The 12,805-nt window shown below is 30.8% G+C and carries 14 protein-coding genes; 8 read left to right on the top strand and 6 right to left on the bottom strand.

The window, feature by feature from the left end:
- A partial coding sequence (locus ACIQ2L_RS12940; RefSeq protein WP_396159478.1) for a VF530 family DNA-binding protein occupies positions 1 to 183 on the top strand: 183 nt, incomplete at its 5' end.
- Positions 184 to 186: 3 nt separating this feature from the next.
- Here the strand turns inward: ACIQ2L_RS12940 and ACIQ2L_RS12935 are convergent.
- Positions 187 to 747 carry a GNAT family N-acetyltransferase gene (locus ACIQ2L_RS12935; protein ID WP_396159476.1) on the bottom strand — a complete coding sequence of 187 codons (561 nt, stop codon included), beginning with the start codon at positions 745 to 747 and terminating at the stop codon, positions 187 to 189.
- 20 nt (positions 748 to 767) lie between these two features.
- The gene (locus ACIQ2L_RS12930; RefSeq protein ID WP_396159474.1) at positions 768 to 1,622 is read right to left on the bottom strand and encodes an aldose 1-epimerase family protein; all 855 of its coding nucleotides are present in this window, start codon (positions 1,620 to 1,622) and stop codon (positions 768 to 770) included.
- A 320-nt stretch (positions 1,623 to 1,942) separates the two neighbouring features.
- Between ACIQ2L_RS12930 and ACIQ2L_RS12925 the strand changes: the two genes are divergently transcribed.
- Positions 1,943 to 2,446 (top strand): CAP domain-containing protein, encoded by a 504-nt coding sequence (locus ACIQ2L_RS12925; RefSeq protein WP_396159472.1) that lies wholly within the window; start codon positions 1,943 to 1,945, stop codon positions 2,444 to 2,446.
- Between the two features lie 88 nt (positions 2,447 to 2,534).
- Here the strand turns inward: ACIQ2L_RS12925 and ACIQ2L_RS12920 are convergent, their stop codons facing one another.
- From ACIQ2L_RS12920 to ACIQ2L_RS12905, 4 genes are all read right to left on the bottom strand, one after another.
- Positions 2,535 to 3,131 (bottom strand): 3'-5' exonuclease, encoded by a 597-nt coding sequence (locus ACIQ2L_RS12920; RefSeq protein ID WP_396159470.1) that lies wholly within the window; start codon positions 3,129 to 3,131, stop codon positions 2,535 to 2,537.
- 1 nt (position 3,132) lies between these two features.
- Positions 3,133 to 5,049, bottom strand: coding sequence for a DUF294 nucleotidyltransferase-like domain-containing protein (locus ACIQ2L_RS12915; protein WP_396159468.1), 1,917 nt, complete (start codon positions 5,047 to 5,049; stop codon positions 3,133 to 3,135).
- Between the two features lie 225 nt (positions 5,050 to 5,274).
- Positions 5,275 to 6,801, bottom strand: coding sequence for a DEAD/DEAH box helicase (locus ACIQ2L_RS12910; protein WP_396159466.1), 1,527 nt, complete (start codon positions 6,799 to 6,801; stop codon positions 5,275 to 5,277).
- Positions 6,802 to 6,876: 75 nt separating this feature from the next.
- On the bottom strand, positions 6,877 to 7,392 hold the full coding sequence (locus tag ACIQ2L_RS12905) for a DUF6155 family protein (RefSeq protein ID WP_396159464.1): 516 nt from the start codon (positions 7,390 to 7,392) through the stop codon (positions 6,877 to 6,879).
- A gap of 81 nt (positions 7,393 to 7,473) precedes the next feature.
- On the opposite strand from ACIQ2L_RS12905, the gene ACIQ2L_RS12900 reads away from it, so the two are divergent.
- The 6 genes from ACIQ2L_RS12900 (at position 7,474) to ACIQ2L_RS12875 (ending at position 12,804) form a co-directional block, all read left to right on the top strand.
- Positions 7,474 to 7,758: a DUF3817 domain-containing protein gene (locus ACIQ2L_RS12900; RefSeq protein ID WP_396159462.1), complete on the top strand. Its 285-nt coding sequence runs from the start codon at positions 7,474 to 7,476 to the stop codon at positions 7,756 to 7,758.
- On the top strand, positions 7,751 to 9,010 hold the full coding sequence (locus ACIQ2L_RS12895) for a mechanosensitive ion channel family protein (RefSeq protein ID WP_396159460.1): 1,260 nt from the start codon (positions 7,751 to 7,753) through the stop codon (positions 9,008 to 9,010). The genes ACIQ2L_RS12900 and ACIQ2L_RS12895 overlap by 8 nt, the downstream gene beginning before the upstream one ends.
- A 109-nt stretch (positions 9,011 to 9,119) precedes the next feature.
- Positions 9,120 to 10,466, top strand: a complete 1,347-nt coding sequence (locus tag ACIQ2L_RS12890; RefSeq protein WP_396159458.1) for an OmpA family protein — start codon at positions 9,120 to 9,122, stop codon at positions 10,464 to 10,466.
- Positions 10,467 to 10,545: 79 nt separating this feature from the next.
- On the top strand, positions 10,546 to 10,938 hold the full coding sequence (locus tag ACIQ2L_RS12885; protein ID WP_396159456.1) for a glyoxalase: 393 nt from the start codon (positions 10,546 to 10,548) through the stop codon (positions 10,936 to 10,938).
- Between the two features lie 170 nt (positions 10,939 to 11,108).
- A complete protein-coding gene (locus tag ACIQ2L_RS12880) occupies positions 11,109 to 11,822 on the top strand; it encodes an esterase family protein (RefSeq protein ID WP_396159454.1) in 714 nt (237 codons plus the stop codon).
- Between the two features lie 34 nt (positions 11,823 to 11,856).
- Positions 11,857 to 12,804, top strand: a complete 948-nt coding sequence (locus ACIQ2L_RS12875) for a RimK family alpha-L-glutamate ligase (RefSeq protein WP_396159452.1) — start codon at positions 11,857 to 11,859, stop codon at positions 12,802 to 12,804.
- The last annotated feature ends 1 nt before the right edge of the window (position 12,805 follow it).

Below are 12,805 nucleotides of genomic sequence, written 5' to 3'. Positions count from 1 at the left end.
CTTCAAAAAATACTAGAAATACTGGTAGACTATTATGGTTTTGATACTTTGGGTGAGTTGATAAAAATTAAATGTTTTACTTCAAATCCAAGTATCAAATCGAGTTTGACGTTTTTGAGAAAAACAGCTTGGGCAAGAAAAAAGGTAGAAGAGCTTTATATCAAGACGTTACCTAGATTGTAATAGTTATTTATTGAAATTCCTTTTTAGCAACGAATAAATAACGGTATCCCAAAATTTCCCTTCCCAAAGTTCATTTTCTTTGATATGTGCTTCCTTCACAAATCCATTTTTTTGTAAAACCCTTTCGGATGCACTATTATCAGGATCAATGATTGCTTCAATAGAATGCAAGTTCATTTGTTCAAAACCATAAATTACAACTGCCTTGATGGCTTCAGTAATATACCCTTTTCCGTTATGTTCGGGTAAAGACATATACCCAATCTCTGCACGATGATTTTCGGGATAAAATTTATATATTCCAATAATGCCAATAATTTTAGGATTTCCTTTGATGGTAATTCCCCAGTTAATGCCAATATTGTTGACTATTTTATCTTCAATCATAGCGATATGTGCTAAGGCATCTTGTTTCGTTTTTGCCAGAGGTTTTGGTATATATTTCATGGTTTCCGGATTGCCACGTAACGCCAAAACTTCTTTGAAATCATTTTTATTTAAGCGGCGCAATAGCAATCGCTCGGTTTCTAAGTTTTGAAACGGATGAAAATTAATAGTAAGCATCGTTTAGCGTTTCGGTAAATTTATAAAATTTCGATACTAAAACTATATTCTTTAGAAATATTCCTGTCTAATTTTTGAATACCTTCTTTTTCTTCAATATTTCCAGAAGTTGTATCAAGATCTGAATAACCAGCCCATGGTTCTAAGCAAATAAAAGGCGCTTTTAATTTGGTCCAGATTCCAAAATTGGGAAAGTCTCGAAACTTGAAATTCAATATAGGCTTATTATTTTCAAGTAGTTGTATTTGATTTGATTGTAGTTCTTTGAAAATTAACGCATCATTTTCAAATAAAGAATAGGTTAGGGGTACTTTACTTTGTTTTAAATCAGTTTGTTTGGTTGTATTGGAAAGCAAATCGTCGTCTAATAGGTATGAAACAAGTTTTTCATTGGGTTCGAACTTTAGACTGTACCTCTCAAATTGGTTTGGAAGCGCAAATGCAGGATGTCCACCAATAGAGAAATACATTGCATGAGAACCATTATTCATTACGTTATAACGTATTATTAATTCTGAATCCGTTAATGTGTACGTTAGGTGCAGTTCAAAATCAAATGGATACCATTCTTTTGTTATTTCATCTGCTTTTAAAGAGAAAACTGCTTCATATTCGGTTTCTTTTATCAATTCAAAAACCATATCTCTTGCAAATCCATGTCGGGATAATTTATAGGACGTATCATTAAAGATATAAGAATTATTTTTTAGTGTACCTACAATCGGAAACAAAACAGGAGCGTGCTTTCCCCAATATTCGGGGTTTCCTCCCCAAATATACTCTCTGTCTGAAGTTTGATTTTTGAGCGAAATTAATTCAGCTCCTTTGTGATTTATTGTTGCAGTTAGTGTAGTATTAGAAATAGTAGTTTTCAATTTTCTTTTTTATACAAATATATAGTTACTACAACATTATTTTAAAATACACGATAATAAAAATAACTATCGACGAACTGCATATAAGTAAGAAAATTATTTATATATAAATTAATTATGTGTATTTCATCGATTTTATTTGTTATTTAAACGATAAAAGTGGTAAAATTGTCAAACAAAATCAAACAATACGTTCTTATAAAATTATTTAAATAAAGTGTTTGCCCCACATCTACCAAGTTTTAATAATTTTTTCTGTCATTATTAACTAAATAAAGTGTTTGCCCCACATCTACTTTATTAAAACTTAACCTACTACTATGAAAGCAAAAATGTTTAGAGCATTGTTGCCGTTAGCAATCGTGTTCACTATGGTATCTTGTTCTTCTGACTCTTCAGAAGGGAATTCAACAGACAATAAAGTTGTCACTTCATACAACTACAATGAAGTAGAATTAAAACTAGTTACGCTTATTAACAATCATCGTGCAAGTATGGGATTGAACACACTAGAAGTAATCAATCACATTTCTTTCAAATCAGAAGAGCACAACATTTACATGATTGATAATAAAGTAGTTAATCACGATTATTTCCAACAACGATCTAATAATCTTGTTCAGGTATTAGGAGCAGATAGAGTAGGCGAGAACATCGCTTACAACTATCAAACTGCAGAAAGCGCTATGGCAGCTTGGTTAAACAGTCCAGCTCACAAAGCAAACATCGAAGGTGATTATACGCATTTGGGTATTTCAGTATCGGTTGATGAAACTAATGGAAAAAAATATTACACCAATATGTTTATGAAGAAAAAGCCATAAGCATAGGTGTCACGAGAAAATAATTGTTTGATTATTGTTTTGTTTGATTTTGACAGATCGAAAAATCCCGACTACGAGTCGGGATTTTTTATTTAAAACCTAATCTCGATTTTAATTTAAGAAATAATAACGCTATGGAATAGGCATCATCTGATGCTGAATTTTTCTCATTTTCTGGAATTTTATAATGCTTGATTAAATCGACTAATGAAAAAGATTTATTTGTAATGTCTATTAGTTTTTGATGCATAATTTCGACATCCAAAGCTTCATTTTTTAATTTTCCGCATTCCATTTTTTCCAAAACATCATTAATCATTTCGATATCAAAATGAATTCGGTGTCCCACCAGAACGGCATTTCCGATATAATCAACAAATGACTGAATAGCTTGTGGTTCTGCCAATTTTGATAATTTACTTTCAATCAAGAATTCATTTGATAATCCGTTATCATGAAGGTACTTATATTGTAATAGAACCACTTCAAAATTATCCCCAATGCGAATAACATCATTCATAACACCTATTGCTCCAAAAGACAGAATAACATCTTTTCTGGGGTTTAAACCTGTGGTTTCTGTGCTTAGGACCACGTATCTATTCGATTTGGTTTCAAATTTTGAAAGATATAATTTCCAGAACTCTGGATATTCTTTATTAATATTTTTTATCCAATCTAACATGTTACGAAAATTGTGTTAACTGAAATTTATCTTTAATTAATTCTTCTAATTCTTTCATTGGCCCTAAAGCATTTCTTAGTCTTTCTTTATCAACTTTGGTAAGCTCGTCTAAATTGATGAAATTACCAGCGCTGTCATTTTTCAATCCTTCAAGTGTTCTGAATTTTGACAAAATCAAAAAGGCATCAGCACAATTTAGATAAATTTCAGAAAATTTAGGATCTGTCATTGCTAATTGCTTAAATCTCAAATAGGTATTAGTAATACCGCGTAAATTGAAACTTATAGCAAATAATCGAGCGCCATCAACTAAGGGCATAATTGCCTTATTTTTAATATCAAATTTACCTTTATTTTCGCCTTCTTCTTCGAGATTGAATTTTTTAAAGAAGTTTAATGGTGGATTTTTTCTCAAAGCATCATTTCCAAGATAATCGAAGAAAAGAGGATTGTTTTTTGTGTTTTTATTTACAACATCATTAATAAATTCTTCCATTTTGCTTTCACCAAAAACAAACTCATAGTCAAAAAAGATACTACTAATGTCATTTGATTTATCTCCGGGAGTTTTCATCCAGTTGTTATATTGTTTAATCCAATCTGACATAGATTTGCACCACAGCAAATTACTAGCCATGTGACCGTTTACACAAAATTCATAACCAACTTTTTCTAATATCATTGTGGCTCTCTTGGCTAATTTTAAGAAGTAATCTTTAACATCTCTATAATTTTCGGCGGCCACATCTTCAAAAATCAAAAAGCTATCCTGGTCTGTTAACAAAAATTGTTCTTTTCTTCCTTGACTTCCAATACTAAACCAAGCAAATCGTGCAGAAGGAGAGCCTAAGTCAAGAATTGACAACTCAATAGAACGTTTAATAATAGCTGTTATAATTTCTCCAGAAATATTATAAATATGTGGCAACGGAATATTTTTAGCGATAGAACTTTGAATTAAGTCTGTTAATTTCTCTCGTACTAATTTTAATTCTTTTGGAGAAAGCGAACGTTTTATTTCTTTTATCAAAACACCAGGATTATTGGCTTGAGCAACAATTAAATCGTGTTCAGAAATCACACCTTTAACATCAGATTTGTCAGAACCATCTGCAGTGACACATAAATGACTCACATTATGTTTGAGCAATAGAAGCTGAGCCTCAGCAACAGATACATTTTCGGGCACTGTGATTACTGGAGATGACATTATCTTATCTATGGTTGAAATAAGTGGAAATCTACCATTGGCAATTTTTGTCCTAAAATCAGTGTCGGTAACAATTCCGATGGGATAATTCTGCTCGGTAACAATAACATTATCGGTTAAATTTTCAGTCATTAATTGTGCAGTATCTTTTGAAATAGCTGTGGTACTAACCTTTAAAGGTGTTTTATTATAGGCAAGTGACTGAAAATACTGAATCTCATTTTGTTTATTTTCAGTATACACATTTTCAGTTATAAGTTTACCTCGATTGTCTTTATCAAATGGATTTCTAGTATTAGTTGCAAAACTTTCTAATAGAAAATCTAAAACCTGAGGGTTTTGGGCTACAAAGGGTTTAAAAATACTAATTGGAATGGCATAAACAATACTATCTTCACGAGCTTTTGCCGTCATCATATAATTGTTTTTAGCAAAAAAGGGACGAAGACCAAAAACATCACCAGCATAACATTTATTCAATAATGTTTCTTCAGCGTCGGCAATTACAGAAAGATTAATTACTCCAGACGCAACAACATAAAAGCTATCATGCAATTTATCATTGATTTGAAAAAGTGTTTTATGCTTATCTAAATTAACAACGCCAATACTCGTCGCAACTTGAATTAATTCGTCATGAGTCAAATAATTGAAAGGCGAAAATTCTTTTAAAAAGTTAGCAATATTTTCTGCTATTGAATTACTCATTTCTATGTGTGTTGTTTTTTTTAAAAATACAAAAATAGTAAAGCTTAAGAGAAGAAGATGCGTATTGATAAAAAACATTTAAAACAATACAAAGAACTTGTTTTAATAAATTCTATTTTACATAATATAAATTATAGTTCACAAAATATGCAATTGCTAAGAATAAAGATTTTGACTAATTATTTGATTTACAACACTATATAATCAGTTAAATAAACTTGATATTTAAAAATTTAACTCTCTAAATTTTTTTCCAATCGTCAAGCTTAATTTATTTTTATAATCTTCAACCAACCATTCTCGATAGTTTTTACTTGTTTTTCCAAGACAATTGATAAATCGTATAACTCTACTTTCTATATCATCGTTTAATAATTTAGAAAGCATTCGGGCTTGGTATAAATCCAGAGAGTTTTCAACACACATTATAGCATGTTGGTTTATGGATTTTTCTAGAACTTCTTTTGATCGCAAATTTTGTGCAATTATCATTTTAAATTCTTCTTCAATATCTATTGTTATATGAGTTGTTTTACTAAACATTTTCCGAATTGCCTCGGGCATAACATATTTAAAATGTGTTTCAATTTCAGCATCATCTCTAAGACTTTCTAAATAATATTCTGGAGATTTGAAGATATGCTGCCAATCGACGGGATCATTCCATAATCCGAATCGCAGCGCATTGTTTCCTAAATCGATTACTGTGAAATTATCTTTTTGTGGTAATTTTCGGGAACCACGACCAATCATCTGAAAATATAAGGTCAATGATTTTGTAGCACGATTTAGTATAATACTTTCTACTGTTGGTTCGTCAAAACCTGTTGTCAAAATTCCGACAGAGGTTAATATAGCATCGGGTGTTTTTTTAAACCAATGCAAAATATCTTTTCTATCCTCAACAGATGTGGTGTTGTCTAAATGTCTTATATTAAATCCGGCTTCTCTAAAAGTTTCGTAAACATATAAAGATGTATTTATTCCGTTATTAAATATTAAGGTTTTTTTACCTAATGATTTTTCGGTATAGGCATGTAATAATTTCTCTTGCATAACCATATTCATATACAAATCATCAGAAGATTTAACAGTATAATCTCCATTAATACCAACTTTTAAAGATGTTAAACCAACATCATAACTATAGGTAGTTGCTTTCGCCAAAAAACCATTATCAATTAAAGATTGGATGGTATCACCCACAATAAGTTCATCATAATTATTGTGCATTGGCAACTTAATATTAGAACTCAACGGTGTTGCTGTAACTCCAAGAATAAAAGATTTTTTAAACTGGCTAAATAATTTTCTAAACGAATTATAGTGTGCTTCATCTATGATAACCAAACCAACGTTGTCAATCATTAATTTCTCATCATTTAAACGATTTTTCAGAGTTTCAACCATAGCTACAAAACAGGAATACTCATCTTGGTCGGGTAATTCTTTAATGTTGCTATTGATGATTTTATTTTTTACATCAAATCCTTTGAGCATTTTTGAAGTTTGCTTACAAAGTTCAATTCGATGAGTCAACACCACTACTTTTTTATTATGTTGTGATAAATAGCGTCGAACAATTTCAGAAAAAATAACAGTTTTACCACCGCCGGTTGGCAATTGATACAACAAATGATGGTTGCTTGCAGCATTGTCTAAACGTTCAAAAATTTTGTCAATATCGCCTTTTTGGTAGCCATAAAGCTCCTTTTTCTCCTCAATTTCGGTACTAAAATCTTTTTGAGACATGGTGATTTTTACAATTTCGCAAAAGTACACCTAAAAAAGAGTTATCACCAAAATTAAATTACTTATTTACAAAATTTAATATTCAAACCGTTCAATTAAAGCGTTGAATTCATACTGATTATGCCAATTTTGTCGAATAGCTTCCTCTTTAATGGCCACTACTCTGCTTTTGAAGTCTTCTAAAATTCCGTTTCTAATCAAAAAACTAATGGCCTGTTGAAACGAAGTGAGCATACTTTTAAAGAATAGTTCTTGTCTAATTATTCTTTCTGAAGAAAATGCTTGAGCAATTTCTATGTTGTAGAGAATCACATCGGCTATTAAAAACACATCAACACCAAGAACGATAAAGTGCTTTATGTATTTTTGAGCAACAGAACGTCTCATTTTTGGTCTTCTCCCTTTTATTGGAAAATATTCGTTAGAAATTTTTATTTTTGCTTCATCAACTAACTTGTTTTCATTAGGATTGAAAACAAAATCATAATATATTTTTACATCTTTGAATTTTTCATATAATTCAATCAACTGTTCTTCTAATTGCTCTTTGTTAAGTTCTTTTACGTATTTATTTAAATCGCGTTTGCTCATATAAATTGTATACTAACAAAAGTAATTCCTTTTTAGTTGAATATTAATGTTATTAGCTAATTTTGCTTCAAATAATAAATCATGACCAAATTTTTTAAGTTCATTGCCATTGCTGAAGGTGTTTCCTACTTACTATTGTTTTTTAATATGTTAGTTATTAAACGGTTAAATTTAGAATTGTATAAGAGTTTATTATATCCGATTGGAATGACTCACGGATTGTTGTTTATTTCTTATGTAATTTTGGCGTGTCTAATTTTTAAAGAACAAAAGTGGAATATTAAGGAATTTTTAGTAGTTCAGGTGGCATCATTTCTTCCTTTTGGAACTTTTTATATTGAAAAAAAATATGTGAAAAATGCATAAAATAGTAGAAAAAATATTTTGCTGGTGTTACCCACTCTTAAAGAAATTAGATTTGGGAGAAACCATTGCTGCTTATTTAAGTTTGGCCATTAATATTTTTATTCTTTCTGTTTTATCCTATATAATTTATTTAATTTTTAGGTTTATGTTAGTCAGAACGATGATTATCATGGCTCGAAAAACCAAAACTAAATTTGATGATTTATTGGTTACCAATAACACCGCTACATATATAGCACATTTAATTCCGTTACTTTTTATCTATAAATGTGTTCCAGTTATTTTGAAAAACTTTGTGTATTGGGAATCAATTTTTGGAAAGCTTGTTGGTATCTATATTGTTTTATTAAGTTTATGGATAATCAAAACTATTTTTCATGCTCTGAGAGATCATCTAAAACAAAATCCAAGATATAGTGACAAACCTATCGATAGTTACATTCAAGTAATTATGATTGTCTTATGGATTTTTGCTTTTGTTTTTGTGATTTCCAATGTTTTTGATATTAGTACTAATACCATGTTGGGAACATTTGGTGCCATTTCCGCCATTATAATATTAATATTTAGAGATACTATTTTAGGATTTGTAGCTAGTGTACAAGTTTCATTAAACGATATGGTTCGGATTGGAGATTGGATAACTTTTGACAAGTTTGGAGCTGATGGCGATGTCATAGAAATTAATTTAGCAACAGTAAAAGTTAGAAACTTTGATAATACGACTACCACAATACCAACGTATAGTTTAATTTCTGATTCGTTCAGAAACTGGCGTGGAATGTTGAATTCAAATGGTAGAAGAATAAAAAGGCATATTTTAGTAAGAGCAAATACTATTCGTTTTTTAGATGAAAATGAACTTCAGAATTTGAGAAAAATACAATTGGTTAGTAGTTATATTGAAAACCGTCAAAACGAAATTGAAAAGTTTAATAAAACGCACCAAGTTGATAAATCAATTTTAGTTAATGGCAGAAATATGACCAATTTTGGATTATTTAGAAAATATATTACACAATACTTAAGTCAATATCCGGGCTTGAATAAAGAAATGATTTTGCTTTGTCGTCAATTGCAATCAACTCCACAAGGAGTTCCTTTAGAGATTTATACTTTTTCAAACGACAAAAGATTTGAAAATTATGAGTATATTATGGCAGATGTTTTTGACCATATTTTTGCCTCGATTAAATATTTTGATCTTGAAATCTATGAGATGCCTCATGGTACTGTTGATTATACAGAATAAACCTGTTCATTTTTTTTTTAATATAATGCAAAAAAGTTGATTATTAATCGGAAACATTTATATTTGTATCGATTTTAACATTTAATTAAATAATTATAAATCACATCTTATGAAGAATAGCATACTATTATTGATAACTTTCTTGTGTTTTTCCTTGACGGCAAACGCTCAAAAAGAAAAGAAAAACAAAAAAGATTTAGAACTTATTGCAGCAGAACCAGATAAGGAGCTTGTTGGAGAGACATTCAATAGATGGTCTATTGAAGCTAGTGTTGGTCAGTCCAAAGGCTCAAAACCTTACACCGATGGTTATTATGGTAACAAACCAGGAAGTTTTATCGGTGGTATAGCTATTAATTCTGTTGGTTTCGGTGCACGTTATATGTTTAGCCCAAAATTTGGTGTTAAAGCGAATATTAATTTTGACAATCTTCAAGAACAAAATGGTTCAGGGAGTTTACCTTTTCAAATGGAACATCATCAATTTACTGCTGAAGGTGTTGCCAATTTAGTCAGATTGTTTGATATTCAAAAACAAGCTGGTCGATTTGGGTTATTGTTCCATTTCGGATTTAATGTCTCTAGAATGACTCCGAAAATGGGGCCACAAGATATAACAGAATGGAATGGAGGAGTTGTTGGTGGATTATCTCCTCAATTTAGAATTTTTAAAAACGTAAGTGTTTTTGCTGATCTAACAGTGAATTCAAATGTTAGACAACATTATAACTGGGATGGAACAACTTTTTCAGAATCTAAAAATAACTTAACAGGTAGTTTATTCAGAACTTCGATAGGTTTGTCTGTAGCACTTGGAAAAGGTAAAATACACGGAGATTGGGCTATCATCAAAGATGAAAATGAAAAACGTTTAGATTCTCTTAATAGTAGAATCGGTGAAATCGAAGATTTAATGAATGATGGTGATAAAGATGGTGTGCCAGATTACTTAGATGCTGAACAAAACTCTATTGTTGGAGTAGCTGTTGATACTAAAGGTAGAATGGTAGATAAAAACAATAATGGTGTTCCTGATGATTTAGAGAAATATGTGAATAATTCTATCACTAATAACAATAATGCTGCAACTGCAGCAGCAACAGATGGTGCAGTTATTCAGTTAATCAATGACGGTTACATTGCAGCTTACTTTGATACTGGAAAATCAACTCCAAACTCAGCATCTGCAAGTAATATTGGATTCATTTTAAATTATTTAAAAAACAATCCTTCCAAATCAGTTGATATTACCGGTTATGCTGATGAAATTGGAAGCACAGAATTTAATGATAAGTTAGCTAGTGATAGAGCTCAAGCAGTTAAAACAATTTTAAATAAAGCCGGAATTGCTGAATCTAGATTAAACATTCAGTCTAACGGTGAAGACAATAGTGTAGATAAGAAATCAGATTGGGCAAGACGTCTAGTACGTAAAACCGTTTTCAAGATAAAATAATTAACAATTAATTATTGATAACTATAAATCAACCTCTGTTTTTCAACAGAGGTTTTTTTATAACTTTAAAATAAAAATCATGGAAGCCAGAGATAATAATGTTTTAGAATTAAGAGGAGAAGCTTTAGGAACAATTACTAATCAATCAACTGCAGAAGAAACATTTCAAAATAGAACCTTACGTCCTATTTTAAAGTTACAAAATGATTTGTTTATCCAAGTCTTTATAAATTATGCAATAAAACAAAAAAGTGCATTCTTTAGTCTTTCACCGGACAAAAAAATGGCGTATATAGAGAATGTAATCCATCGAGATATTAAGTTTAGAAATTCTCTCAAAGGAATGGTAATTGCTTTTTTTACTTTAGACGAATATGCAGAATACATTCAAATATCTTCAAATTTGAATAAAAGAATGATGAATATGCTTATAGAGCGCTTAAAAAGTCAAATACAGTTAATAGAATTATAAGTTTATAAATTGTTAATTATTAAAAACAGCGTTTACATTCAATCCATTTTTTAAGAATTATTTAAAAACTAAATATCATTAAAAAGTATATCGCAATAGTTTAGTATTTAGTTATTTTTACATATTTTACAACGTTTTTTTCATTATAATTGTTACTCTAATAACAATTTATGAGAGAAGACTATTTCAAGTGGCATTCGCCCAATTTAAATCGTGAAATTGAGATGCTTGTTTTTGGGCATGCCGGATATCCGGTGATCCTCTTCCCTACTTCAATGGGCAGTTTTCATGAAAATAGAGATCAAGGATTGATTGAAAGTGCACGCTGGTATTTAGAACAAGGATTAATTCAAATTTTTTGCCCAAATAGCATAGATAAAGATAGTTTTTATAATAGAAAAATACATCCAGTACACCGAATTCAAAACCATACTTGGTACGATAAAATGATTTGTCATGAAATTGTAGAACGCGTAAAAAACAATACACGTGTTGGAAAAGTGGCAGTTGCAGGTTGTAGCTTTGGAGGCTATCATGCTGTAAATTTTGCCTTTAAACATCCTGGCTATGTTAGTCATGTATTTTCTATGAGCGGTGCATTTTCTATAAAAAGTTTTATGGACGGTCATTGGGATGATGATGTGTTTTATAATTCTCCTGAAGATTATCTTCATGGATTGCATGATGGTGAACTATGGAATATGGATATCATTTTAGGAACCTCTAATTGGGACATTTGCTTGGATGCTAATTTAAAGTTGAGTCGTATTTTAGCAGATAAAGATGTGCCACATTGGTTGGATATTCGTCAAGATAAGGAACACGATTGGCCAGTTTGGAAAGAAATGTTTCCACATTATTTATCTAGAATCAAATTTTTCTAAAAAAAACATAAACTAAGACAAAAACCTAATACAAATGAAAAAGATTGGAATATTATTTGGAATGGAAGATACCTATCCACAAGCGTTTATAGACAGAGTAAACTCGAAAGGTGAAAAAGATATTATTGCCGAGGCAGTTTCTATTGATAAAGTAGTTCAAAACAAAGGTGGTGAATATGCCGTAATCATTGATCGAATTTCTCAAGACGTTCCTTTTTATAGAGCATTTCTTAAAAATGCTGCCTTAACCGGAACTAATGTAATTAATAACCCATTTTGGTGGAGTGCTGATGACAAGTTTTTTAATAACTGTTTGGCTGATACGTTAGGAGTTCCACTTCCAAATACGGTAATCCTTCCTTCGGCAGAACATCCGACCGATACGACCTCAAAATCATTTCGTAATTTGAAATTCCCTATGGATTGGGATGGCATTTTTGATTATATTGGATTTCCAGCCTATATGAAACCGTATGCTGGTGGTGGCTGGAAAAGTGTTTACCGTCTTGAAAATAAAGAGGAGTTTTGGCAAAAACACCAAGAAACAGGACAATTGGTTATGCTTTTACAAGAAGAGATTGTATTTACCGAATATTTTAGAGTCTATTGTTTGGGTTGTAAAGATGTTAGAATAATGCAATATGAGCCAAGAAATCCACATCATTTGCGTTATGTAATTGATGGTCCACCAACAGATAAAAAACTTTTAGCTACTGTAAAAGACTATACATTAAGACTTTGTAAAGGTTTGGGTTATGACTTCAATACAGTAGAATTTGCTGTTCGTGATGGTATTCCATATGCAATTGACTTCGGAAATCCAGCTCCAGATGCTGAATTAACTTCTGTTGGTGCCGAAAATTTCGAATGGGTTGTTGAAGCTTCTGCAAAAATGGCAATAGCAGCTGCAAAAAAACAAAAACCTGGACAAACAAATTTAACTTGGGGAACATTTATTAAAGATTCAGCTGCACAAAAATAAT

Source organism: Flavobacterium sp., from assembly GCF_044369455.1.
In the GTDB taxonomy this organism is placed as follows: domain Bacteria; phylum Bacteroidota; class Bacteroidia; order Flavobacteriales; family Flavobacteriaceae; genus Flavobacterium.
This window is presented reverse-complemented; position numbering and strand designations above follow the sequence as displayed.

Bases quoted from the DNA above. Each gene is read 5' to 3' on its own strand.
- ACIQ2L_RS12935 (WP_396159476.1), bottom strand. From the start codon at position 747: ATGCTTACTATTAATTTTCATCCGTTTCAAAACTTAGAAACCGAGCGA.
- ACIQ2L_RS12925 (WP_396159472.1), top strand. From the start codon at position 1,943: ATGAAAGCAAAAATGTTTAGAGCATTGTTGCCGTTAGCAATCGTGTTC.
- ACIQ2L_RS12920 (WP_396159470.1), bottom strand. From the start codon at position 3,131: ATGTTAGATTGGATAAAAAATATTAATAAAGAATATCCAGAGTTCTGG.
- ACIQ2L_RS12915 (WP_396159468.1), bottom strand. From the start codon at position 5,049: ATGAGTAATTCAATAGCAGAAAATATTGCTAACTTTTTAAAAGAATTT.
- ACIQ2L_RS12910 (WP_396159466.1), bottom strand. From the start codon at position 6,801: ATGTCTCAAAAAGATTTTAGTACCGAAATTGAGGAGAAAAAGGAGCTT.
- ACIQ2L_RS12905 (WP_396159464.1), bottom strand. From the start codon at position 7,392: ATGAGCAAACGCGATTTAAATAAATACGTAAAAGAACTTAACAAAGAG.
- ACIQ2L_RS12900 (WP_396159462.1), top strand. From the start codon at position 7,474: ATGACCAAATTTTTTAAGTTCATTGCCATTGCTGAAGGTGTTTCCTAC.
- ACIQ2L_RS12895 (WP_396159460.1), top strand. From the start codon at position 7,751: ATGCATAAAATAGTAGAAAAAATATTTTGCTGGTGTTACCCACTCTTA.
- ACIQ2L_RS12890 (WP_396159458.1), top strand. From the start codon at position 9,120: ATGAAGAATAGCATACTATTATTGATAACTTTCTTGTGTTTTTCCTTG.
- ACIQ2L_RS12885 (WP_396159456.1), top strand. From the start codon at position 10,546: ATGGAAGCCAGAGATAATAATGTTTTAGAATTAAGAGGAGAAGCTTTA.
- ACIQ2L_RS12880 (WP_396159454.1), top strand. From the start codon at position 11,109: ATGAGAGAAGACTATTTCAAGTGGCATTCGCCCAATTTAAATCGTGAA.
- ACIQ2L_RS12875 (WP_396159452.1), top strand. From the start codon at position 11,857: ATGAAAAAGATTGGAATATTATTTGGAATGGAAGATACCTATCCACAA.